Annotated in this window: 28 protein-coding genes; 19 read left to right on the top strand and 9 right to left on the bottom strand. The window is 60.7% G+C overall.

The genetic code is table 11. From position 1 onward, the window contains the following. Positions 1-139: 139 nt before the first annotated feature. Positions 140-1,945: a bifunctional diguanylate cyclase/phosphodiesterase gene (locus ABK249_RS00140; protein WP_348861898.1), complete on the top strand. Its 1,806-nt coding sequence runs from the start codon at positions 140-142 to the stop codon at positions 1,943-1,945. A gap of 79 nt (positions 1,946-2,024) precedes the next feature. After that, the gene (locus tag ABK249_RS00135) at positions 2,025-3,026 is read left to right on the top strand and encodes an NAD(P)H-quinone oxidoreductase (RefSeq protein ID WP_037157894.1); all 1,002 of its coding nucleotides are present in this window, start codon (positions 2,025-2,027) and stop codon (positions 3,024-3,026) included. A 60-nt stretch (positions 3,027-3,086) separates the two neighbouring features. Here the strand turns inward: ABK249_RS00135 and ABK249_RS00130 are convergent, their stop codons facing one another. Further along, on the bottom strand, positions 3,087-3,374 hold the full coding sequence (locus ABK249_RS00130; RefSeq protein ID WP_037157891.1) for a hypothetical protein: 288 nt from the start codon (positions 3,372-3,374) through the stop codon (positions 3,087-3,089). A 180-nt stretch (positions 3,375-3,554) separates the two neighbouring features. On the opposite strand from ABK249_RS00130, the gene ABK249_RS00125 reads away from it, so the two are divergent. Further along, positions 3,555-3,701, top strand: a complete 147-nt coding sequence (locus tag ABK249_RS00125; RefSeq protein ID WP_081953003.1) for a DUF1127 domain-containing protein — start codon at positions 3,555-3,557, stop codon at positions 3,699-3,701. Between the two features lie 73 nt (positions 3,702-3,774). Here ABK249_RS00125 and ABK249_RS00120 read toward each other — a convergent pair whose 3' ends face one another. Continuing rightward, positions 3,775-4,512, bottom strand: coding sequence for a DUF3750 domain-containing protein (locus ABK249_RS00120; protein WP_037157887.1), 738 nt, complete (start codon positions 4,510-4,512; stop codon positions 3,775-3,777). A 98-nt stretch (positions 4,513-4,610) separates the two neighbouring features. On the opposite strand from ABK249_RS00120, the gene ABK249_RS00115 reads away from it, so the two are divergent. Then, on the top strand, positions 4,611-5,618 hold the full coding sequence (locus ABK249_RS00115) for an asparaginase (protein ID WP_348861897.1): 1,008 nt from the start codon (positions 4,611-4,613) through the stop codon (positions 5,616-5,618). Positions 5,619-5,781: 163 nt separating this feature from the next. Here the strand turns inward: ABK249_RS00115 and ABK249_RS00110 are convergent, their stop codons facing one another. Continuing rightward, on the bottom strand, positions 5,782-6,537 hold the full coding sequence (locus ABK249_RS00110) for a DeoR/GlpR family DNA-binding transcription regulator (protein ID WP_227702161.1): 756 nt from the start codon (positions 6,535-6,537) through the stop codon (positions 5,782-5,784). A gap of 128 nt (positions 6,538-6,665) precedes the next feature. Here ABK249_RS00110 and ABK249_RS00105 point away from each other — a divergent pair, with 128 nt between their 5' ends. Continuing rightward, complete coding sequence (locus tag ABK249_RS00105; RefSeq protein WP_348861896.1) at positions 6,666-7,022, top strand: DUF4406 domain-containing protein; 357 nt, start codon at positions 6,666-6,668, stop codon at positions 7,020-7,022. A 56-nt stretch (positions 7,023-7,078) separates the two neighbouring features. Continuing rightward, the gene (locus ABK249_RS00100; RefSeq protein WP_348861895.1) at positions 7,079-7,702 is read left to right on the top strand and encodes a glutathione S-transferase family protein; all 624 of its coding nucleotides are present in this window, start codon (positions 7,079-7,081) and stop codon (positions 7,700-7,702) included. Positions 7,703-7,706: 4 nt separating this feature from the next. Here ABK249_RS00100 and ABK249_RS00095 read toward each other — a convergent pair whose 3' ends face one another. Continuing rightward, entirely contained in the window at positions 7,707-7,904 is a 198-nt protein-coding gene (locus ABK249_RS00095; RefSeq protein WP_348861894.1) for a hypothetical protein, read from the bottom strand. A 102-nt stretch (positions 7,905-8,006) separates the two neighbouring features. Here ABK249_RS00095 and ABK249_RS00090 point away from each other — a divergent pair, with 102 nt between their 5' ends. Further along, positions 8,007-8,897, top strand: coding sequence for a LysR substrate-binding domain-containing protein (locus ABK249_RS00090; protein ID WP_348861892.1), 891 nt, complete (start codon positions 8,007-8,009; stop codon positions 8,895-8,897). A 13-nt stretch (positions 8,898-8,910) separates the two neighbouring features. Here the strand turns inward: ABK249_RS00090 and ABK249_RS00085 are convergent, their stop codons facing one another. After that, complete coding sequence (locus tag ABK249_RS00085; protein WP_348861891.1) at positions 8,911-9,570, bottom strand: glutathione S-transferase family protein; 660 nt, start codon at positions 9,568-9,570, stop codon at positions 8,911-8,913. 179 nt (positions 9,571-9,749) lie between these two features. Between ABK249_RS00085 and ABK249_RS00080 the strand changes: the two genes are divergently transcribed. Then, entirely contained in the window at positions 9,750-10,037 is a 288-nt protein-coding gene (locus ABK249_RS00080; protein ID WP_037157863.1) for a ribbon-helix-helix domain-containing protein, read from the top strand. Between the two features lie 50 nt (positions 10,038-10,087). Then, entirely contained in the window at positions 10,088-10,348 is a 261-nt protein-coding gene (locus ABK249_RS00075; protein WP_265105659.1) for a type II toxin-antitoxin system RelE/ParE family toxin, read from the top strand. On the opposite strand, the gene ABK249_RS00070 is transcribed toward ABK249_RS00075, so the two are convergent. Beyond that, entirely contained in the window at positions 10,345-11,724 is a 1,380-nt protein-coding gene (locus ABK249_RS00070; RefSeq protein ID WP_348861890.1) for a TIGR03808 family TAT-translocated repetitive protein, read from the bottom strand. The two genes, ABK249_RS00075 and ABK249_RS00070, sit on opposite strands and share 4 nt — an antisense overlap. Positions 11,725-11,954: 230 nt before the next feature. Between ABK249_RS00070 and ABK249_RS00065 the strand changes: the two genes are divergently transcribed. Continuing rightward, complete coding sequence (locus ABK249_RS00065) at positions 11,955-13,472, top strand: sensor domain-containing protein (RefSeq protein ID WP_161784810.1); 1,518 nt, start codon at positions 11,955-11,957, stop codon at positions 13,470-13,472. Here ABK249_RS00065 and ABK249_RS00060 read toward each other — a convergent pair. From ABK249_RS00060 to ABK249_RS00050, 3 genes are read right to left on the bottom strand one after another with little or no spacing between them, the layout of a single operon-like run. Next, positions 13,469-13,798, bottom strand: a complete 330-nt coding sequence (locus ABK249_RS00060; protein ID WP_037157853.1) for a type II toxin-antitoxin system RelE/ParE family toxin — start codon at positions 13,796-13,798, stop codon at positions 13,469-13,471. The genes ABK249_RS00065 and ABK249_RS00060 overlap by 4 nt on opposite strands. Further along, on the bottom strand, positions 13,799-14,044 hold the full coding sequence (locus tag ABK249_RS00055; protein WP_227702168.1) for a type II toxin-antitoxin system ParD family antitoxin: 246 nt from the start codon (positions 14,042-14,044) through the stop codon (positions 13,799-13,801). 56 nt (positions 14,045-14,100) lie between these two features. After that, on the bottom strand, positions 14,101-14,646 hold the full coding sequence (locus ABK249_RS00050; RefSeq protein ID WP_227702169.1) for a MarR family winged helix-turn-helix transcriptional regulator: 546 nt from the start codon (positions 14,644-14,646) through the stop codon (positions 14,101-14,103). Between the two features lie 117 nt (positions 14,647-14,763). Here ABK249_RS00050 and ABK249_RS00045 point away from each other — a divergent pair, with 117 nt between their 5' ends. From ABK249_RS00045 to ABK249_RS00005, 9 genes are all read left to right on the top strand, one after another. Next, a complete protein-coding gene (locus tag ABK249_RS00045) occupies positions 14,764-16,296 on the top strand; it encodes an MDR family MFS transporter (protein ID WP_348861889.1) in 1,533 nt (510 codons plus the stop codon). A 76-nt stretch (positions 16,297-16,372) separates the two neighbouring features. After that, the gene (locus ABK249_RS00040) at positions 16,373-17,008 is read left to right on the top strand and encodes a hypothetical protein (protein ID WP_348861888.1); all 636 of its coding nucleotides are present in this window, start codon (positions 16,373-16,375) and stop codon (positions 17,006-17,008) included. A gap of 21 nt (positions 17,009-17,029) precedes the next feature. Continuing rightward, positions 17,030-17,710, top strand: a complete 681-nt coding sequence (locus tag ABK249_RS00035; protein WP_348861887.1) for a HEAT repeat domain-containing protein — start codon at positions 17,030-17,032, stop codon at positions 17,708-17,710. Positions 17,711-17,771: 61 nt separating this feature from the next. Then, positions 17,772-18,782 carry a ligase-associated DNA damage response exonuclease gene (locus ABK249_RS00030; protein ID WP_348861886.1) on the top strand — a complete coding sequence of 337 codons (1,011 nt, stop codon included), beginning with the start codon at positions 17,772-17,774 and terminating at the stop codon, positions 18,780-18,782. A 229-nt stretch (positions 18,783-19,011) separates the two neighbouring features. After that, positions 19,012-20,649: a cisplatin damage response ATP-dependent DNA ligase gene (locus ABK249_RS00025; RefSeq protein WP_037157839.1), complete on the top strand. Its 1,638-nt coding sequence runs from the start codon at positions 19,012-19,014 to the stop codon at positions 20,647-20,649. Beyond that, positions 20,646-20,900 carry a hypothetical protein gene (locus ABK249_RS00020; protein WP_200884011.1) on the top strand — a complete coding sequence of 85 codons (255 nt, stop codon included), beginning with the start codon at positions 20,646-20,648 and terminating at the stop codon, positions 20,898-20,900. Before ABK249_RS00025 ends, ABK249_RS00020 begins: the two co-directional genes overlap by 4 nt. 18 nt (positions 20,901-20,918) lie before the next feature. Beyond that, positions 20,919-21,872 carry an alpha/beta hydrolase family protein gene (locus tag ABK249_RS00015; protein ID WP_227702171.1) on the top strand — a complete coding sequence of 318 codons (954 nt, stop codon included), beginning with the start codon at positions 20,919-20,921 and terminating at the stop codon, positions 21,870-21,872. A 62-nt stretch (positions 21,873-21,934) separates the two neighbouring features. After that, the gene (locus ABK249_RS00010) at positions 21,935-22,159 is read left to right on the top strand and encodes a hypothetical protein (RefSeq protein ID WP_227702172.1); all 225 of its coding nucleotides are present in this window, start codon (positions 21,935-21,937) and stop codon (positions 22,157-22,159) included. Beyond that, on the top strand, positions 22,159-22,878 hold the full coding sequence (locus ABK249_RS00005; RefSeq protein ID WP_348861885.1) for a nucleotidyl transferase AbiEii/AbiGii toxin family protein: 720 nt from the start codon (positions 22,159-22,161) through the stop codon (positions 22,876-22,878). Before ABK249_RS00010 ends, ABK249_RS00005 begins: the two co-directional genes overlap by 1 nt. Positions 22,879-23,015 lie beyond the last annotated feature (137 nt).

Genomic DNA, 23,015 nt, shown 5'->3' with positions numbered 1-23,015 from the left:
GTTATAATATTGTATAAAAATGCATTCTCCTGTCATCGAACTTTCATCGAAACGTCATTTTCGTGAAAGGGATTTTTGACGAATTGATGGGAGCCTCACCACTGTGTTTTAGGCCATTGCGCAGTGGAGTAGTGAGTAGATGTCGTCTGCGGCCATATTGGAACCGGGTGTCTTTAGACGATATGCAAGCGACCAGCTTGTCACCCTTGCGAAACTGGTGCTTGAAAATGCCTTCCAGCCCATTGTCGAAGTCGGCACCGGTTCGGTCTTCGGTTATGAATCCCTTCTGCGTGGCCAGGAACGGATCGGCTTCTCTTCTCCTCTCGAACTGCTCGACCAGGCCCAGGAGGTCGGCCAGCTTCTGCTGCTCGAACAGATGATGGCAAACCGTGCGCTGGCGAAGTTCGCCAGTCTGCCGGACTTCTCCTCCGCGACGCTCTTCCTCAACCTTGATGTGCGGCTTATTCATCAGGGCCAACATTTCATCGAGAAGGTGGTGCAGCATCTGCGCAAGGCGAATATAGCGCCATCCTCGGTCTGCTTCGAATTTTCCGAGCGTTTCGACAATACCAGCGTGCCGGAATTCGCTGAGCTGGTGACATGGATGCGCAAGGAGGGCTTCAAGCTTGCGATCGACGATTTCGGTGTCGGCCATGGCGAAATGAAGCTGCTCTGCGATTATCCGGTGGACTATCTGAAAATCGACCGGCATTTCGTCGCCGGCGTCGACCGCAATCCGCGCAAGCGCCATCTCGTCAAGAACATCGTCAACATCGCCCATGTGCTCGGCATTCGGGTGATCGCCGAAGGTATCGAGACGGAAGCGGAATTCTTAGCCTGCCGTGAATATGGCGTGGATCTCGTGCAGGGCTGGTTCATCGCCCGGCCGACGACCTTCGTCTCGGAGCTGCAGCCTGCCTTTCCTCATCTCGCCGACATCGGCCGCGGTCGTCGCTCCAGCCAGTCGCTGGACGAGATACTGATCCGCAAGCAGATCGAACACCTGCCGGCCGTCTACGAGAACGAAAGCATCGACAGTGTCTTCGAGCTCTTCCGCCGCAACCCGCGCCAGGCCTTCTTCCCGGTGCTGAATGCCAATGGCGAGCCGCGCGGCGTCATCAACGAATACCACCTGAAGGAATATATCTACCAGCCCTTCGGTCGCGACCTTTTGAAGAACAAGGTCTACGAACGCTCGATTTCGCATTTCGTCGATCGTGCCCCGGTCATCGGCCTGGATGCGGAGGCGGAAGAACTGATGAGCCTGTTTGCCAACATGGACAACAGCGCATGCATCATCCTGACGGAGAACATGCGTTATGCCGGCGTCGTATCGGCGGCTTCGCTCATCAAGGTCATCAACGAGAAGCAGTTGAAGATCGCCCAGGATCAGAATCCGCTGACCGGCCTGCCGGGCAACCGCGCCATCCGCGATTTCATGCAGGAGAGCGGCCGCGACGACGATGAGACCCGCTTCTTCTGTTATTGCGACTTCGACAATTTCAAGCCGTTCAACGACCACTACGGCTTCCACATGGGCGATCACGCGATTTCGCTCTTTGCCGCGCTGATGAAGCGTTATTTTTTCTCGGACGGTGTTTTCCTGGGGCATGTGGGCGGCGATGACTTCTTCATCGGCGTGCGCGATTGGACCCGAGAGGAGCTGAACGAAATCCTTGAACGGCTGCTGAGCGATTTCCATGATGATGTCGCTGAACTCTATTCGCCGGAAGAGCGCATCGCGGGGAAGATCCGTGGCCACGACCGCTATGGCGCCGAGCGGGATTTCCCGCTGCTGCGCTGCTCGATCGGGGTTCTGGAATTACCGCAGGGCTTGCTGCTCGATGATCTAGGCCGCATCGGAGCTGAGATCGCCGCCGTCAAGGCCAATGCGAAAGACAGCGAAGGTGGCCTGGTTTTCGCGGCCTTCGGCGAGACAAAATGACCGAGCGGCGGAACGCCGCCTTCCTATCGGTGAGGGACTGTCCTAAGTCAGTGGCCTGACACTCACAGGAGAGCCCGTCATGCCGTTTCCCGCCGAAATGCGTTTCATCGATCTGCCTTCCTTCGGAGCGCCGGAGGTCATGGTCACAGCAAAAGGGCCGCTGCCGGCCATCCGGCCCGGAGAAATTCTCGTCAAGGTGGAGGCGGCCGGCGTCAACCGGCCGGACGTGGCGCAGCGCAGCGGCAATTATCCGCCGCCGAAGGATGCGAGCCCGATCCTGGGGCTGGAGATTGCCGGCGAGGTCGTTGCCCTCGGCGAGGGGGTGCGCGAGTTCAAGCCCGGCGACAAGGTCTGCGCTTTGGCGAACGGCGGTGGCTATGCGGAATACTGCGCCGTGCCGGCCGGGCAGGCTTTGCCATGGCCGAAAGGGTATGACGCCGTGAAAGCGGCGGCGCTTCCCGAAACCTTCTTCACCGTCTGGGCCAATCTTTTCCAGATGGCGGGGCTGACGGAAGGCGAAAGCGTGCTGATCCATGGCGGGTCAAGCGGTATCGGCACGACGGCGATCCAGCTTGCCAGGGCCTTTGGCGCGACGGTCTATGCGACAGCGGGTTCGAAGGAAAAATGCGAGGCCTGCGAGAGGCTCGGCGCCAAACGCGGCATCGATTACAAGACCGAGGATTTCGCCGAGGTGATCCGGCAGGAGACCGGCGGCAAGGGTGTCGATGTCGTCCTCGACATGATCGGCGCCGCCTATTTCGAAAAGAACCTTTCGGTACTCGCCAAGGACGGCTGCCTGTCGATCATCGCCTTCCTCGGCGGAAATACGGCGGAAAAGGTGAACCTCACGCCGATCATGGTCAAGCGCCTGACGGTCACCGGCTCCACGATGCGCCCGCGCACGGCGGAGGAAAAGCGCGCCATCCGCGACGATCTTCTGGCCCAGGTCTGGCCGCTCCTGGAGGAGGGAAGGGTCGCTCCGGTCATCCATTCCGTCCTGCCGTTCGACAGGGTCGTCGAGGCGCACCGGCTGATGGAGACCAGCAGCCATATAGGCAAGATCGTTCTGAAATTGAGCTGAAAGGCGAGCTTCCGTGATTGAAGCTGGCGAATTCTAGGTACGGGACTGAGTCTGCGCAACTCACTTAAATGCGCGATTGTTTACATAACGTGCCTTGCAGACTCGGCCGCTTGCACCTACCTTGATTTCATCGTCAACGTAATGAAAGGAAGGTGATCCAATGTCTAATGAGATTTCGGTCTGCGTAACGGGCAATGGAAAGGTGATGGTCTTGACGGGGCAGCCCTCGGCCTGAACTTCATCTTCCTTCGGGCGGCTCATGTAGCGCCCGGGTTCGTTCAACCGGACCAAACTCATGGAAGGGTCGCGTGAGCGGCCCTTTTCCTTTTTGTGGTTGTCGATATTCAATCTCCCTTTCTCGCCAGTCATTGATCTGGATCGCCCTGGATATGCGTTTACTGCATGGGTGGCGTGTCTAGTAGGCACTTTTACAACAACCGATGCGGGACTATATGAAGGTCATCGAAGCAAACGAGAGCGCCAAGGACTGGCTGCTAAGCTTCGAAAACCCAGGAAAGGGGGATCATCATGAACGTCGCACGCACCTTTAACAATTGGCGTAAATATCGTCAGACGGTCGCCGAACTGGGCCGTATGACCCCGCGCGAACTCAACGACCTCGGCATCGCACAAAGCGATATCCGCCGCGTCGCCCGCGAAGCCGTCGGCTTCTGATCGTCGATTGACCATATGATTGTCAAACGCCCGCCAGGTTGCGGGCGTTTTGCATTTTTCGCATAGCTGCCCCTCAAATTCCGATACGCCCCACCGCCGGCACCTTGATGCCCGGCCTGGCGAAGTCGAGACCGGCAACCAGCCCCAGGAAATGCACCTCCAGACCGCTGCGAACACCGGCCGAAAAGCCGATCAGCCCGCGCAGCGTCACGTGCAGATCGCGCCAGTCCTCGTCGAGATGCACGAATTCGTCACCCGGAAGATAATCGCGGCCGACCGCATGCGGCGGCAGCACGGCGTCAAGCTCCGGCACCGTCCGCAATATATAGGCCACGAAGGTATTGGAGTTCGGCCCCGGCCAGATGGTGTAGCCGCCGGGCTCCGCATAAGGGTAGGCGGCGATCGCACCCTCGACTTTTGCAATGAGCTGTTCCGCTTTTGCACCGGTCACCGAAGTCACCAGCTCGGGCGCATTGGAATACCAGTAGGCGTCCGCCGGATAGCCGTTGCGGCGGATCGGTTTGCCCCATCCCACCTTGTCATAGCGCGTATAGGCTTTTGCGCCTTTTTCCTTGATGACGATCCAGGCATGGCTGGCGACGGCGCCCTTCAGCCCGCCGGTCATCGCCGAAAAGACGTAGATCGCAGCTTGTTCGCTCTGTTCCGCCTTCGGTAGAATCCCGGCGGAAGACCAGCGCGCCTCGCTCCATCGCGACGGTCGGTCCTTCATCGCCCACAGACCTGCCGAGGCGAATGTCGGCAGGAGGTAGATGATGAAAATGACCAGAAACAGCCGCTTAACGGATTTCATGCAAGGTTCCCCCGAGAAGATAGCGCCAGACTTGTTTACGAGCCTGTGGTATGCGCTTCGCATAGGCATCAATGAAAACAGCAATTTCAGGACCGACCATGCAAAACCCCGTTACCGTCGAAGTTACCAGAGGCAGGCTGGTCGAAAGCCGCCATCGCGGCATGGGGGTGGTCGTCGACGGAGACGGAAAGGTTGTCTTTTCCTTCGGCGAGGCCGAAGCCGCCGTCTTCCCGCGCTCGGCCTGCAAGGCCATGCAGGCGCTGCCGCTTATCGAAAGCGGTGCGGCGGATGCCTACGGTTTCGGCAATGTGGAACTGGCGCTTGCCTGCTCCTCCCATTCCGGTGAGGACGCGCATGTGGCGACAGCCGCCGCCATGCTGGCGAAAGCCGGCCGTGACGATACGGCACTCGAATGCGGCGCCCATTGGTCCTCCGACCAGAACACCTTGATCCATCAGGCCCGGACGATCGAAAAGCCGACCGCGCTCCACAACAATTGCTCCGGAAAACACTCCGGCTTCGTTTGTACCTGTGTCCATGCGGGCATGGAGGTGAAGGGCTATGTCGAATACGACCATCCGCTGCAGGCCGAAATCCGGGGTACGATGGAAGCGCTGACCGGCGCGATCCTCGGTCATCAGAATTGCGGCACGGACGGCTGCTCGATTCCCAGCTATGCGGTGCCGCTCAAGGGGCTGGCCCACGGCTTTGCAAAAATGGTGACGGGAAGCTCGCTCTCGCCGGAGCGCGCCAGGGCGTCGCGCCGGCTGATGGAGGCCTGCATGGCGGAGCCCTTCTACGTCGCCGGCAGCAACCGCGCGTGCACGAAGCTGATGGAAGTCGCTCCGGGCAAGATCTTCGCCAAGACCGGCGCCGAGGGCGTCTTCGTCGCGGCCCTGCCGGATCAGGGGCTTGCGATCGCGGTGAAATGCGAGGACGGCACGACGCGCGCTGCGGAAGCCATGATCTTCGCGCTGATCTCCCGCTATTTCGAAAGGGGCGGCGAGGTTCAGACGAAGCTTCTCTCCATGGCCAACAAGTCCATGAGGAACTGGAACGGCATCCATGTCGGCGACGTCCGCGTCACAGATGCGCTGTTTGCGTGAGGCTTCCTTCCGGCGGCGTGCCAACCTCTCCTCCGTCATCCTCGGTCTTGTGCCGAGGATCTGCAACGGCTTGATGTTTTGAGATGGCTTGGATTCTTGGACAAGCCCAAGGATGACGCAGGACAAGATAGCGGTCTTCTCAGTCGCGCGTGAGCACTGACCGCTACACCTCCATCACATCCAATCCCGCCGCCCGGTAGGGTGCCAGCCGTGCCTCGTCAGCGCCGCTCTGCATGATGATGCCCGAAAGCGCAGAGACCGGCATGATCACATGCGGCGAGACGGCGTCCAACTTGTCCACCGTCAGCAGCGTGATCGTCTCGGCCGAGCAAGCGGAAATATGCCGCTTGATTGCGGCTTCCTCGAAATCGCCGGTGGATAGCCCGCGGACGGGATGCGCCGCCGTCACGCCCAGGAAGAAGATGTCCGGACGCATATTCGCGATCTGGCTCATCGCAGCCGCACCCGTTGCCACCATCGAATGTTTGTAGAGCCGGCCGCCGATCAGGATCACCTCGGCGGTCGGATGATGCTCCAGTTCCGCAGCGATCGTCGGGCTATGGGTGGCGACCGTGAAGGCGAAATCGCGAGGCAGCGCCCGGGCGATTTCAGCCGTCGACGTGCCGCCATCGAGAAAGATCATCTGACCCGGTTTGACCATGGCGGCAGCCGCCGCGCCGAGCTTCCTCTTCACGTCAGACGAAATCGCCTGGCGTGCGGTAAAATCCGGCAGGTCCGGCGTCACGGGCATGGCGCCGCCGTGTACGCGCCTGAGTAGGCCTTCCGCCGCCATCTCCCGCAGATCCCGCCGGATCGTGTCCTCCGACAGCGAAAACTCTCCTGCCGCCCGTTTGGCGACGACCTGACCTTCCCGACGCAGCATGTCGAGAATGAGGTTCTTGCGTTGGCTCGTCAGCATGGCTCTTGACTCTGCACGAAATTGCATGAATAAGCGCGAATATGCCTGAAACTACGCTATATGTAAAGAACTTCGGGCAAATTCGTGCAGTTCCGCGATAGATGCGGATACGTTCTGGAGAAACGAACATGTTGATCTTGATTGCCGGTCCCTATCGTTCCGGTACGGGTGATGACCCTGACAAGATGGCGGAGAACCTGAGACGGCTGGAAGCCCCCTCCTACGCGCTGTTCAGGGCGGGTCACGTGCCGATGATCGGTGAATGGGTGGCTCTGCCGGTGTGGCGCGCGGCGGGCGGCAAGGAGATAGGAGACGATCTCTACGAGGAGATTTTCCATCCCGCCGCCGGACGCCTGCTGCGGCTTTGCGATGGTGTGCTTCGCCTGTCGGGCGAATCCAGGGGCGCCGACAATGATGTCCGCTTGGCCACCGAACGCGGCATTCCGGTCTGGTATCGATTGGAAGATGTTCCAGGCGTCGTTTGAGGCTTCCTGAGACGTGAGCCTGTGCTACAACGGCATCCTCAAATCGGAGGATGTTCATGTATACGCTCTATTTCGCGCCCGGCACCTGTGCGCTCGCCAGCCATATCGCGCTTGCCGATTCCGGCCTGCCCTATGAGGTGAAGCGGCTGAATTTCGCCGAAGGCGAACAGCGTTCCGAAGCCTATTTGAAGATCAACCCGAAGGGTCGCGTGCCGGCTCTGGTGACAGACAAGGGCGCGCTGAGCGAGACGGTCGCAATCCTTGCCTTCATCGCGCAGGCCGCGCCGCTGGCGAAGCTGGCCCCGCTCGACGATCCGTTCCTGTTTGCCAAGATGCAGGCGTTCAACGCCTATCTCTCCTCGACCGTGCATGTGGCGCATGCGCATGGTCGCCGCGGCACAAGATGGGCCGACGAGCCGTCCTCCCATGCGGACATGTTGCGCAAGGTGCCGCAGACCATGGGCGAATGCTTCCGCCTGATCGAGGACGATTTTCTTGCGGGCTCCTATGTGCTCGGCGAGCAGTATTCCGTCGCCGATCCCTATCTCTTCACCATCGCCGGCTGGCTGGAAGGGGACAAGGTCGATATCGCCGCATTTCCGCGCGTCCAGGCGCATTACGAACGGATGAAGGCGCGGCCCGCGGTCCAGAAGGCGCTTGCCGAGGAAAAGGCAGCCTGATCCGTCAGGCGCATTTCGCCAGCGGCATCTTTTCCCGGCGTGCCTTGTCATAAATGCCCGGGAAGGGCAGGTCGGCGAGCTGCCTGAGGTTCATGGAGCGAATGTCCGGATCATCGAACGGATCGTCGGACAGCTTCTCCATGGAGGCTCCGGCTGATTTCAGCCAGGTTTTCGGGTTCAAGAAAATCTTGAGCGATGCCATGTGTGTCACCTTGCAAATTTGTTATCATTTGCAGGGGGAATATCGGCGCTTCCGTGTTGGTTTTCAATTGAGTTCTTGAACGGTAGCCTTTAGAAAATCTATATGAGAAACCTCAACCTCGTGCATTTGAACGGATTGCGGGCGCTGGAAGCGGTCGGCCGTCTGGGGTCGCTGCAGGCGGCGGCGGAAGAGCTTGGCGTCTCGGTTGGTGCCGTCAGCCAGCAGGTCATCAAGGCGGAGGCACAGCTCGGCCGGCCGGTCTTTCATCGTCTGCCGAAGGGAATGGTTCCGGTCGATGCGGCGCGGCCCATGCTGGCGCGACTGACGGAAGGCTTCCAATCGCTGTCGGAGGCCGTTGGCCTCGGGCAGCGGCGGGACGACACGTTGCTCACGATCTCCGTCGCGCCGGTCTTCGCGGCCCGTTTTCTCGTCCATCGGCTGGATCGGTTTTCGGCGCTCCATCCGGAGATCCGGCTGAGGATCGATGCCACCACGGCCATGGCCGATTTCGTCACCGATGGTGTCGATCTCGGCATTCGCGTCGGCACGGGCAAATGGCCGGGTGTCGATGCCGAGCTTCTGCTGCCGCAGCTCATCTTTCCGGTCTGCGCGCCGGCTCTTGCGGCAAAGCTGAAGGAGCCGGCCGATATCCTCAAACTGCCGGCCATCATTGACGGCCGGGCAATGTTCTCCTGGGATGTCTGGCTCGAGGCGGCGGGCGTCGCGCCCGGGCCCTTGAACGTCCGCCACGTCTTCAACGAGGCGTCGCTCTGCCTGGATGCGACGATCGCGGGCGAGGGGGTGATGCTCGCGTGGCAGACTTTGGCGGCCTACGCGCTGGAGCACGGCAAGCTCGTCGAACCCTTTTCTGTCCGTGCGGCGACCGGCTTCGGACACTATTTCGTCACCCGAGCCGGATCCCGCCTGCCACCGAAGGTCAGGGCCTTCCACACATGGCTGAAAGCGGAACTGGCCGAGCTGGAAGAGCCCTGACGGCAAGGAAAAATTAGGCCGGTTCGGCCAGACGCTTGTCCCACATGGCCTTGAAGCCGGGGCGGGCCTGGCAGGATTCGAGCCAGGCCTTCAGCGCCGGGCGGCTGTCGAAGAGGGTCGCATGCCCCTGTGCGTAGCGCACGACTTCCGCCACATTGATGTCCGCCGCGGTGAACCGGCCGTCGATCATGTGGCTGTTCTTCGACAGATGCTTTTCGAGCACGTCGAACGGACGCTTCAGCAGGCGCGCCGAGACATCGATATCGGTCTTGCCCTCTTCCGTATCCTGCTTGCCGCCGGCGATCGTCGAGGAAATCTTGAGTGCCGGCGTCTCGATGCTGGTGGCAGCGAACAGCGACCACTGCACCATCAGGGCCTCTTCGTTGATATCCTTGGGGCCGAGTACGCTGCCGTATTTGCGGGCGAGGTAGAGCGTGATCGCCAGCGATTCGTGCAGCACGAAACCATCATCATCCATCGAGGGGATCGAGCCCATCGGGTTGATCGCCAGGAATTCCGGCGACAGCGTGTTGACCCGCGCGCCGGGTGCCATCGGTTCGGGCACCCTGTAGCCCTGGATGATCGGCACATGCTCGAACGGAATGCCGAGTTCCTCGACGAGCCAGAGCGGGCGGGTCGCCCGCGAGCGATAGACACCATAGATTTTCAGCATTCTACGTTTCTCCTAGGCGTGCAGCCTGAAAGTCAAACCGATTTCGGGGTGACGGCATGCGAATGGATGTCGGCGGCAAGCTACGGGCATGCGCGGAAAAACGGAAGATCAATCCGCGTTGGACGACGATGAAAGTTTTCGATAGGATTTAATCGTGTCGTCATTAAAGGAGCTGCCCCATGCGCACCACCCAGTCGCTGAGCATCACACTGCCGATCGAAATGGCCGAGATGGTGAAGGCCAAGGTCGCTTCCGGCGAATATGCCACTGAAAGCGAAGTGATCCGCGATGGCCTGAGGACGCTGATCGCCCGCGATGCGGCGATCGAGAAATGGCTGGTGGAGGAGGTGGGCCCGGCCTACGATGAATTGAAGGCTCATCCGGAGCGGACGTTGTCGCCGGACGATCTCCGTAAGCGGCTCGATGCCCGTGCGGCTTTGCTCCTCGAAAAACAAAACAAAGCATGAGCCATCGTGTCATTTTCGGGCCGAAGGCAGCAAAGGATCTTGAAGACATTATGACATATCTGGCGCCCAGGATGGGTGTCGAAGCGGCACGCGAATATGTCCGCAAGATCGAAAGTTATTGTCTGGGATTTGCCACTTTCCCGAAACGCGGCATGTTGCGCGATGACATAAGGCCCGGCCTGCGCCTCGTCGGCTATCGTTACAAGGCGACGATTGCCTTCTCCATTGAGGAGGACATCGTGATGATCATCCGCATTTTCCATCGCGGCCGCGATGTCGATTTCGGCGATGAACCCGACGATCTCGTTTAAACGATTCGGTTGTTCTCGATCGTCAGATGCGCAAGCCCCCGGCCTTGGTTGCCGCCGCGGCCAAGCTCGGTGGTGGAGGGCGTTTTCCAGCGGTATCCGATCACCGCGCCGTCCTGCACCGCTTCGAAGAGATTGCCCGAGATCAGCGCGTCGCCTGCGCCCTCGACCACCGTCACGGCGCAGCCCACTTTCGCCTGCCGCACGATGTTTCCGCTCGCCAGCACGTTGCGCAGATAGGGACCGAAGCCGAGCGCCATGCCCCAGAGCGGCACGTTCTCGATCACATTGCCGGTGACTGCGGTATCCGCTTCGACGCTGATGCCGACGCCGAAAATCGCCTCGTCCAGCGCGTAGGGGCCTACGGGTTTCAGATTGCGGACGATGTTGCTGGCGACTGTCGCAAGCCGACCGCCCTCGTTGAAGTTGACGACCGAGATGCCGTTCGCCGCGCCGTCGACGAGATTGCCGGAGATCATCGCGCCTTCGAAGGCGAACTCCGCATAGATCGCCGTTTCGCCCGATGCAAAACACTGGTTATTGGTGATCTGTGCGTTCGAGGCGCTGTTGGCGCGGATCGCCGAAAAGGCCGATTGCGAGATGTGGTTGCCGGTCACCATCACGTTGTCGGCGCGGAAGAGATTGATCGCATTGCCGTACTGGCCGGTTCCGCCATTCGTCGCGCCGGTCCTGAGGATGCGGTTGCCGGAGACGATCGTGCCGTCGATGCCCTTCGTCCAGCGATGGATGAGGATACCGCCATTGCCGCAGTCGACGATCGTGTTGCCGGTCACGGAAAGCCCCGTGCTTTCCACGGCCAGGAACCCGTATTCGCCGGCCTCTGAAATCCGGCTTCGCTCGACCCTTCCGCCACACCGTTCGAGCTGGACGGCCGTCTTTCCCGCACCGGTGATCTCGCAATTGTCGATCATCACCTCGCCGACATCGCGCAGGTGGACGAGCGCGGGGCTCTGGTCGTCGAGCCGGCGGCTGGCGCCGTCGATCACGATATTGGTAAGCTCGATGCGACGCACGCCATCGGCTTTCAGGAGGTACCCGTCACCGGAATAGACGAGGCGTGAAGCACCGGGCACGCCGGTGATCCGAGTGCCCTCGGGCAGGTCGAGATTGGAGACCTGATAATTGCCGGGCGGCAGGAAGACAGGCATGTTCCGGCGCGCAGCCTTGGTGATGATCTCGCCGAGTTTGCTGCTTGCTTTCTCGCCACCCTCGGGCGTGACGCCATGTTCCCGGGCATCGATCGACCCGCGCATATCGGCGGTCGAAAACCCCTCCGGGGTCGCGAGCGCACGGAGCGGCCCCCCTCCGCAGGTGGCTGCGCTGGCGATCATCGTCAATACTGCCCGTCTCGAAATCATCCAACGCTATCCTTTGACATCAACGAAGCATTTTCCATGCCAGACCTTTGCATCATGGTTACGCGGATTAGTTTTGAGCAGGTGATTAGAAAATGCTTCTATACATGCTCCACGCATGGCAGATTTCACAATCTTTTTAAGCAACGATAAGGAATTCTGCGTCATGCTATACGCAATGGGGCGGCGGGTTCTCGCGCATTTTTCGGATGAACGTGGAAGGAGAGGTGGGGATGGTGGGACCCTTGTCGCATAGCATGCCCCTGGCTTTCACCTCCGATCCGCTGGATGAACTCTGCACTCGCCTGCTTCGTGTCTCCACTGAAACCGATACCGATTTCGACATTACCCCCGTCACAGGTCAACTCGAAGCCTATAGTCTTCTCGATCACCTTCCGGATTTCATCTATGTGAAGGATCGCCGGAGCCGCTTTGTCTTCGCCAACGCCGCCGCCGGCCGCAACAGCAGGTTCCACGACGGTTCCGACATGATCGGCAAGACCGATTTCGACATCCTCGCCCACGAGACCGCGCGTGAACTCTTTGCCGTCGAACAGGAGGTCATGTCGACAGGCATTGCGATCCAGGGCCGCGAGGAACGCATCAAGCTTCCGGATGGCCGCGTGCTGTGGCTCACCACATCGAAGATGCCGTTGCGCGATGCGGAAGGCCAGATCGTCGGCCTGGTCGGCATTTCGCGGGACATCACCGAACGCAAGCGACAGGACGACCGCCGCCACGGCCATGCCCGGCTGTTGGAGATGATCGCTCGCGGCCAATCCCTCCAGACGGTTCTCGATGCGTTGGTCCGCACGGTGGAGGAAGAACTGGACGGTATCACGGCTTCCGTCCTGTTTCTTGAAGAGAATACGAACCGGCTGCGTCACGGCGCGGCCACGCGGCTTCCGCCTGCGTATGTGAAACTCATCGACGGCCTGGAGATCGGACCGAAGGTCGGCTCCTGCGGCACGGCCGCCTGGCGGCGTTCTCCGGTTTTCGTCGTGGACGTCCTGGCCGACCCGCTCTGGGACGACTATCGCGAACTCGCGATCATATTCGGTTTCCGCTCCTGCTGGTCGACACCCATCCTGGCGCCTGACGGCCGGGTGCTCGGCACCTTCGGGCTCTATTCCGACAGCCCGCGCGAGCCTACGGATCTGGAGCTCGAGCTGACGGCCATGGCGACCGATATCGCCGGCATTGCGATTGAGCGTGCCCGCAATGAAGAGCGTATCCAGCATATGGCGCACCACGATCCGCTGACCGGCCTGCCGAACCGGACGCTGTTCTGGGCCCAGTTCGGCCGCACCTTGCATGAGGCCCGCCGCGAGAACCGCAAGGTCACGATTGCCTATATCGACCTCGATAATTTCAAGCAGATCAACGATACGCTCGGTCACGCCGCGGGAGACGAAGTCTTGAAGACGCTGTCATCCCGCATGGCGAACTGTATCCGCGCCAGCGATCTTCTGGTTAGGCTTGGCGGCGACGAATTCGCGATCGTCTTCAGCAATCCCGGTCAGGATGAGCTGGGCGTCGTGCGCCGGCTGCAGGAGCTCCGTAATTTGGTGTCCCGCCCGATTGTCGTCGAAGGCAGGAGCGTCACAGCCACCTGCAGCATGGGGATCGCCTTCTTTCCGCAGGATGGTGATACGCCCGAAACTCTGCTCGCACGTGCCGACCGCGCCATGTATGAGGCCAAGGACCAGGGACGCGACCGGCTGCGTGTTTCAGGCGGCGAAGGGATTTAGTCCTCGCTTTCAGGCTCCGTATCACCGGTGCCGAAATGCCGTTCGGTGTCCCGATGGCCTTCGAGGATGTTGATCACCTGGAAGCGATCATCTGCATAACGGAAGTAGATGATGTATCCCCGATACGCGACGCTTCTCAATCGACGGCCGAGTTCCGAGCGGTCTCGGCCCATTGTACCGGGTAGCGTCGCGAGGTTGCGGCATTTGTGACGCAATGCTTTCACGAACTGTCGTGCGATTGCCGCGCTGCCGCTTTCTCTTGAGACGTAATGGGCTATTTCCCTGAAATCGGCCTTCACGCTATCGAGATATTGAATGCGTGGCACTCAATAGCCCTCTTTCTCAAGCTTCTCGAATTCGGCATCCAGAAAAGCATCCAGCTCTTCTTCGCTGACGTCACCGCCGGCTTCAATGGACCGCTGCAGCGTCTCCCTCAGCGCCGAAAGCTTTGCTTCGCGTTCTTCCACCAGCCGCAGGCCTTCGCGCACCACTTCGCTGGCCGAGCCGTAACGCCCGTCCTGCACCGCTTCCTCGATGAATTTTTCCCAGCGGGGACCGACCGAAACATTCATGATTTTGTCTCCGATATTCCCTCTTCAGAATAGCGGAATAGCAATTTATGCGCAATCTATGACATAGCTCGGGGGGCGTCGGAAAGGTGGGACCCCGGCGTCTTCTCCGCCGCCACGTAGATGGCTTCGAAGTTCGATACGAATTTTTCGAAGAGTGCGGAAAAGGCGTTGAGCTCTTCCTCCGGCCAGTCTTCCAGCACGCGGGCAAGCAGCGTCCGTTTGACAGCGCGGATTTCGGCCAGCAGCCTGTCGCCGAACTCGGTCCGGACGACGAGCGAGCGGCGGCCGTCGGCCTGGGATGCGTCGCGGCGCAGGATGCCGCGGGCGACGAGATCCGCCACCAGCCGGCTGCCGCGCGACGGGTCGATGCGCATCGCCTCCGCGATCGCGCCGACGGTGACCTCGCCCTCGATGCGGCGCATCACGTCCAGCACGTCGAGATGCGAAATGTCGAGACCCGGAGCGATATTGGCAATTGCCGTGCGCCCGATGATACGCCGGCCGATCAGCAATCGCATGCGGCCGAGCGTCTCGCTGATGCGCGCTACGTCTTCGGGGGAAGGGGCAGCGGCAGATTCCTGTTTCAAAAGGCTCTTGGTCATCGGGCAAGAATATCAGACCCTCCGCTCCGTTCCAACCATTCTTTGCTTTGGGCATCAAAGTGCCATTGACAATTATATGCTTGAGGCACATAAAATTTCGACACTTTGGATTAACCTATGGATATGACCCGCCCGGCCCCTGTGCCGCTTGTCACCGATCGCCGGCAGCGGTTGGTGATCTTCTGCTTTTTGCTGACGGCGCTGTTCATGGCGACGCTGGACAACCAGATCGTCTCGACCGCATTGCCCACGATCATCGGTGAATTCGGTGAACTGGAGCGTTTCGGCTGGGTCGGTTCGGCCTATCTCCTCGCGACCAGCGCGACGATGCCGATCTACGGAAAGCTCGGCGATCTCTTCGGCCGCAAATACGTGATGCTGGCGGCGATCGTCATCTTCACCGTCGGCTCTCTCACGTGCGGGCTTGCCTGGTCGATGGATTCGCTCATCGCCTCGCGCCTGCTGCAGGGCATGGGCGGCGGCGGCATCATGGTGTCGATCTTTTCCATCAACGCCGATCTATTCGAGCCGCGCGAGCGGGCGAAATATCAGAGCTATTCGAGCCTTGTCATTATGGCGTCCGGCAGCCTCGGCCCGCTGCTTGGCGGCACCATGAGCGAATGGTTCGGCTGGCGGTCGATCTTTCTCATCAATTTGCCGATCGGCATCGTCGCTCTGACCGGCATCTCGCTCCTGCTGCCCTATCGCCGTCCGGTCCGCAGACCGAAGATCGATTATCCTGGTGCCATTCTGCTTGCCGCAGTGGTCGCGAGCATCGTGGTCTGGGCTGATAGCGTCACGCTCTTCGGTTCGCTCCTCGCCTGGCAATCCATGCTGGTCGTGGCCTTCGGTGTGCTTTGCGCCATCTCCTGGGTCGTCGTCGAAGGCCGTGTTCCCGAACCGATCGTGCCTTTGAAACTCTTCCGGGATTCGACCTTCTCGCTGTTCCTGGTCGTCTCCTTCTGCACCGGGGCGGTGGCGATCGGCATGGCGAATTATTTTGCGCTTTTCCTGCAGACGACGACGGGCCTTTCGCCATCCGTGGCGAGCTTCTGCTTCATTGCCACCACCACCGGCATCGTCATCGGTTCCATATCGACCGGGAGGCTGATCTCCATCAGCGGCCGTTATAAGCCCTTCACGCTGATCGGCCTGTCGCTGAACGTCGTGGCGCTGTTCATCTTCTCGCAGCTTCCGGCCGGAACCCCGGTTCCCTTCATCTTAGGGTTCATGCTGATGCAGGGGCTTGCGATCGGTTTCGGCCAGCAGGCGCCGATCATCGGCGTGCAGAATTCCGCCCCGCGCGAAGATGTCGGTGCGGCGACCGGTGCCGTGACGCTGATGCGTATGGCCGGCGCTTCGATCGCGATCTCCATCTATGGCGCGATCGTTGCCGCCGGGATCAGGGGCGTCGGCACCAGCATTCCGGGCGTCGAGGATATCGCTTCGCTCACGCCGGCCATGATGCTTCGATTGCCGGAGGCGTCGCGGATCGCGGTTCACACGCTCTACACGGAAGCCTTCGTGCCGGTCTTCATGACGGGAAGCGCCATGGCGCTGATCGGCCTTCTCGCCGCATGCCTGCTGAAGCCGATCCGCCTGCCGGCGGCAGTGGTGCACACCGAGAGTTCTTCCAAGCCTGCAACCTGATGCAACTAAAAGTTATTTATTGATATATTTAAAACTATAAGTATAATTCCCTCCTGCTGAAGCGGGGGGCTTTGCAATGGCTAACGACGATGCCGGCGGCAATGGCAACAATGCCAATCCTCAAAACCTGGCCCCAAACGGGCCGGGCGGCGGCGGAGGTAACGGGCCGGGTCCTGGGGGTGGAGGAATTCCTCCCCATCTGACCAGTATAGCGATCGGGGTCGGGCTGCTGATGATCGTCGGAGGGGTATCCGCCGGCTTTCTCGATCAGAAATCCCTTTTGACGACATTGATCGCCTGTGCTGGCGTGGCGGTCGTCCTGTCGGCATTCGGCGCTCAGGCACAGGGGGCCTGGCGGGGATGGACGATGGGCGGATCGGTTGCGATAGCATTCGCCATGTTCCTGCTTCTGCAGGCCTATGACACGCCGCCCATGCTCTACAAGACTGGCTCGATCAGCGGCGATATCGACAAACTGAGCGATATCGTCATTCTCGATGACGATCCGCTGTATCAGTATCGCGATCTCAACGCCAAGGAGATCAAGTTCATCCTGACCAATAACGGCTTCCGGAAGTCGAATATCCGCATCCGGGTGACCACGCTCGACAGCGGCCAGCCCCGTTCGGAATTCACGATGGTCGCCGGCGCCGAAGGCATCGCCAAAGCACACCTCGGACCGCTTTTCGGCAACAACAAGAATATCGATTGAGACTTCGATCTCGCCCGCCGGGTGGTGACCGAAAATGGCAAGGTCGTCTTCAAGGAAGTACGCTCCCTGCAGGACCTGGCGATCGCCATTCCTCAACCGGGCGCAGTCCCGGTCCCGCTTCTTCAGTCGCTGCTCCTTCCGGTCGCATTAGCCCAGTCCCCGCCGTTGGATATCGATCCCGTGATATTCGATCGTCTGCAGGATGACGACGCCTCCATCCGCCGCAGCACGCGCGACAATCTGGCGGCCCTCGGCCCGGCGGCGGTCCCGGCCATGATTCGGCATCTGAAAGAGGATGTGGACGACTACCGGACCAAGCTCGGCATAACCTACGCGCTGGCCGAGATGATGCGCCGCTCGCCGACGGCCGAAACGAGGCAGGCCATATCCGCCAACCTCAAGGAAGAGGACTTTCCGGTTCTGGTGGCGGCGGCGCAGGATGACGACGACACCGTTCGGCTGCAGGCCGGAGAATTTCTCTATCTCCTGCAGGATCAGCGCTCCATCCGGCCGAGCATCGATGCGGCAGCCACCGCATCGGACGAGACCAAGGCGGCGGATCAGGTATTGATCATCCGCGAGGCGGGCAAAAACCTTTCCTCGGACGAGAAGCTCAAGGTCATCGAATCCCTGAACGATCTGGGTGCGGTCAACGACCTGATCAAGAACAAGGATGCGCTGACCAAGATCCTGAAATGGTAACAGCGCGCGGTCGGGGGGAGCCGGCCTGGCGTCATGCGGTTTTTGCCCTATCTTGAGGGGCATGAAACCCGAGGCATTGCTTCATCCCACCCCGGCCGGGCTCTTCTGCCCCATCGGCCGCTTCCATGTCGATCCGGTGCGCCCCGTCGAGCGGGCTTTGATCACCCACGGCCATTCCGATCATGCGCGCGTTGGCCATGCGAAAGTGCTTGCCACGCGCCAGACGCTCGACATCATGCGGTTGCGTTACGGCGACGGTTTCGCCGGGTCGGAACAGGCGGCGACCTTCGGCGAGGAGATCGATATCGACGGCGTTAGCGTGAGCTTCCATCCGGCGGGTCACGTGCTCGGTTCGGCCCAGATCGTCATCGAGAGGGGCGGGCTGCGCATCGTCGTCTCGGGCGACTACAAGCGTGGTGTCGATCCGACCTGCGCGCCCTTCGCGCCGGTCGCCTGCGACGTCTTCATCACCGAGGCGACCTTCGGCCTGCCGGTCTTCCATCATCCGGACCCGAGGGACGAGATTGCCAAGCTGCTCACCTCGCTGAAACAATTTCCGGAACGCAGCCACCTCGTCGGGGCCTATGCGCTCGGCAAGGCGCAGCGTGTCATCAGGCTCATCCGCGATTGCGGCTACTCCGAACCGATTTTCATCCACGGCGCGCTGGCGAAGCTCTGCGACTATTATGTCGGGCAGGGGATCGACCTCGGCGACATCCGCCCGGCAACAATGGAGAAGAGCGATCCTGCCGCTTTCAAGGGAGCCGTCGTCGTCGGCCCGCCATCGGCCTTCCAGGATCGCTGGGCACGGCGCTTCAACGAGCCGCTGACCGCCTTCGCATCGGGCTGGATGATGATCCGCCAGCGGGCGAAACAAGGCGGTGTCGAACTGCCGCTGGTCATCTCCGACCATTGCGATTGGCCCGAGCTTCTGGCGACTATCGAAGAGATCAGCCCCTCCGAGGTCTGGGTGACCCATGGCCGCGAGGAGGCGCTGGTGCGCTGGTGCGAGCTGAAGAACATCCCCGCCCGCCCGCTGCATCTCGTCGGTTACGAGGACGAGGGGGATTGATGGTGATCGTCTTTTCCCGTCTAACCGTCAGCACCCCCCTCTGCCCTGCCGGGCATCTCCCCCTCAAGGGGGGAGATCGGCTGGGCGCACTGGTCTCTCCAAACAACTGGCGACACAACCCAACGAAAGCTCACCGAAGGGGGAAGGTTCAACAGCTTGTGATCTCCCCCCTTGAGGGGGAGATGCCCGGCAGGGCAAAGGGGGGTGCTGTCTCCGATGAGGTGGCGAGATGAAAGCTTTCGCCACTCTCCTCGACCGGCTCGTGCTGACGCCGTCCCGCAATGGCAAGCTCAAGCTTCTCGCCGACTATTTTCGCGATACGCCCGATCCGGACCGTGGGTACGGCCTCGCGGCGCTTGCCGGCGCCTTGGATCTCAAAAGCGTCAAGCCCGCCATGCTGCGTGATCTGGTGCTGGAGCGGATGGACCCGATCCTCTTCCAGTATTCCTACGACTATGTGGGGGACCTTGCCGAAACCATTTCGCTCGTCTGGGACGGCGGTCGCAAGGACACGATCGACGATGAACACCAGCCGCGCCTCGGCGAGGTCGTCACGCGGATGAATTCGCTCGGTCGCACCGAGGTGCGCTCTGCCGTCCGCGATCTGCTCGACCGGCTCGATACGTCGAGCCGCTTCGCCTTCCTCAAGCTCGTGACGGGCGCGCTCCGGATCGGCGTCTCGGCCAGGCTTGCCAAGCAGGCCCTCTCGGATATGAGCGGCAAGGATGTGACCGAGATCGAAACGCTCTGGCACGGGCTTACGCCACCTTACGAACCGCTCTTCGCCTGGCTGGAGGGCCGGGCAGACAAACCGGTCCTCGCGACTCCCGCGATCTTCCATTCCGTTATGCTGGCCAATCCGGTCGAGGAGGGCGATCTCGAGAAGCTCGATCCCGCCGATTACGCCGCCGAATGGAAATGGGACGGCATCCGCATCCAGATGTCGAGCTATGGCGGCACCAGGAAGCTTTATTCGCGCTCCGGCGATGATATCACCGGCGCCTTTCCGGACGTGGTCGAAGCGATCAATTTCGAGGGCGTCATCGACGGCGAGTTGCTGATCGGCGGCACGGCGCGCTCCAACAATCCGACGCGCACCTTTTCCGACCTGCAGCAGCGGCTCAATCGCAAGACGGTGACGGCGAGAATGCTGGACGACTATCCGGCCTTTGTCCGTGCCTATGACCTGCTGTTTGAGGGCGACATGGATATCCGCGCGGAAACCTTCTTCGAACGCCGCGGCCGTCTCGGCGAGGTCATCGCTCAGGCGCCGCATGACCGTTTCGATCTCTCGGAACTCGTGCCTTTCTCGACCTGGAACGAACTCGACCGGCTGCGCATTTCGCCGCCTGATCCGGTGATCGAAGGCGTCATGATCAAGAAGAAGGACAGTCCCTATCAGGCCGGCCGTCTCAAGGGACCCTGGTTCAAGTGGAAGCGCGATCCCTACAATATCGATGCGGTGATGCTCTATGCGCAGCGCGGCCATGGCAAGCGGTCGAGCTATTATTCCGACTTCACCTTCGGCGTCTGGGCCGAGACGGCGGACGGCGAGGCGCTTGTGCCGGTGGGCAAGGCCTATTTCGGCTTCACCGACGCCGAACTCGAAATCCTGGATAAGTTCGTGCGCGACAACACGGTCGATCGTTTCGGGCCTGTGAGGGCGGTGCGGGCCGATCCGGATTTCGGTTTCGTGCTGGAAGTCGCCTTCGAAGGCATCAACCGCTCGACCCGCCACAAGTCCGGCGTTGCGATGCGCTTTCCGCGCATTGCGCGGCTCAGGCAGGACAAGCTGCCGCGCGACGCCGACCGGCTTTCGACACTGACGGCCATGGTGGACGCGAAAGCGTCAACAGGAGAGCAATGATGAATCAATATCTCTTGACGATTCCGGACTATCTGATGGAGCAGGCCCGTACTGCTGCCGAAGAGGAAAATGTCTCCATCAACCAATTGCTCGTTTCATTCATCGCCGAAGGTATTGGGCAGCGTAAAGCCTGGAAGGCCCTTCAGAGGAGAGCCGCTCGCGGCAATCCTGAAAAGGCCCTGAGCGTTCTCGAATCCTTGAATGGACAACCGCCGGAGCCCGGTGATGAAATGCCGGATATCCCGCAATAGTCGGCAGGTGTAAAAGGCATGGCAGACGACCGCATTTCTTCCATTTCAGACAACTCGGAGAATGGCGGTCTGACCCGCCGCGCGCTTCTCGCCGGCACTGCCGGCCTTTCCGCTGCGGTGATGCTGCCTGCCTCCGCGCGTGCGGCCTTTCCGGTACCCGCGATTCCGCCGCTCGAAAGGGAGGATTATGCCGATGCCCGCCGGCGTTTTCGGACCAATCTGATCAGCAAGGGTCCTTCGCCGGAAAAGGCTCCGCCGCTCGATACGCCGGCCGGATCGAAGCGTGTCCTCTACCACGGCGGTCCGCAGGGCTCGATCGAACTGATCGCCTGGATATCCCCTTACGAGCCGTCGTCGAAGCTCAAGCCGGCGGTGCTTTTCCTGCATGGCGGCAATGCCACCGGCGATGGTCATTGGCAGCTGATGAAGCCTTATGCGGATGCCGGTTTCGTCGTCATGCTGCCGTCGTTCAGGGGCGAGAACGGCCAGGCGGGCAACTACTCAGGCTTCTACGACGAGACAACCGATGTGCTCGCCGCGGCCACCTATCTGGAGTCCTTGCCGGGGATCGACAGGAACCGCTTTTTTCTCGCCGGCCATTCGAATGGCGGCACGCTGGCACTTCTCGCCGCGATGAGCCGGAAATTTCGTGCAGCGGTGCCGATTTCCGCCGGCGTCGATGCCTGGCGCTACTTCCGTCGCTACAGCGGCGAGATCCGTTTTGATGAAAGCGATCCGAAAGAGTTCATCATGCGCTCCTCGGTCTGTTTCGCCCCGAGCCTCAAATGCCCGACCTTGCTGTTGCGGGGCAGCGAGGAGCGGCCGTTCGACAAGGACCACCAGCTCCTGATGGACAGGGCACGTTCAGCCGGCCTATCCATTGAGGCAAAGACCCTGCCGGGCACACATAATGGCGTCGTGCCGGGCGCGGTCGCCGAAAGCATCCGCTTCTTCAACCGCATCGCGGCTTGAAATCCGGCTGTCCGCAGGCCTTGGGCCTGTCATTTCCACATATTTCGCACTATGTTGCGGGAATGGAAATCGTTGCAGGCCGCATGATCATTCCGGCAGATTATCCCGAGCTGAAACAGCTTGTCTGGAGCCGCGACCCCGCGCGTCCGATTCCGGCCGAGGAGGTGTTGTCGATCTACGAGCGCAACTGGCGTTTTGTCGATGAGGACCGCCTGACCTCGCGGGAGGCCGATCTCATTCGCGATCTCGTCGCCGAATTCGGCCACGGCGTATTGCTCAAGTCCTGATGAAGACTTTTCTGAACCACGAGCACCGGGTCATTGCCGAAGCGTTGTCACTGATGGATCACGATTATCTGCTGGCCAACCGCTGCTGGTTTGGCGGAGGGACGGCGATCGTCCTCAAGCTTGGTGAATACCGGCGGTCGTTGGATGTCGACTTCCTTTGCTCTTCGATACAGGGGTATCGTGAACTTCGTAGTGCCGCGGCGGAGCGAGGCCTCCGGGCATTTTTTCCCGAGCCCGTGAAGGCTTTGCGCGATTTCCGGATCGATCAGTACGGCGTCCGGACGATGCTCGAATTCAAGGGGCAACAGATCAGGTTCGAAATCGTCCGGGAAGGGCGTGTCGATCTGGATGGGGTGAGAGATGCTGATCTGGGAGTGCCGATCCTGAGCACTGCGGATATGGTTACCGAAAAGCTCCTCGCCAATGCCGATCGCTGTCAGGATCGTTCGGTGGCTTATCGGGATGCTTTCGACCTCGGGATGTTGATTGAACGCCACGGCCCGTTTCCCGCGCAGGCAGTCGACAAGGCGAGAATGGCTTACGGTACAGACATACAGCGGAAATTGGCCTGGGTCGTGGATCGATTGCAGGATGACGGAGAACGCGACATGGCGGCCGATGTCCTGACGATGCAGCGAGACATCGCTTCCCGAGCTATTTCTTTTCTGCGGGATGAAGTTGCGCGACTGTGGCCACTGCCGACCGACTCAGAATCCTGATCGGATCGCCTGCACCAGCTTCGCGCCAGCCGCGTTTGCCAATCTCTCTTCCGGTATCATCTGCCGGGAGCGGGTTTCATGCCCGTTTCTTTTCGGCCTTTCCGCCGGATCCTTGGCCTTTTCTCCGTTCTTTGGGG

Origin of the sequence: Neorhizobium phenanthreniclasticum (assembly GCF_040066075.1) — a bacterium.
Classification (GTDB): domain Bacteria; phylum Pseudomonadota; class Alphaproteobacteria; order Rhizobiales; family Rhizobiaceae; genus Neorhizobium; species Neorhizobium petrolearium.
This window is presented reverse-complemented; position numbering and strand designations above follow the sequence as displayed.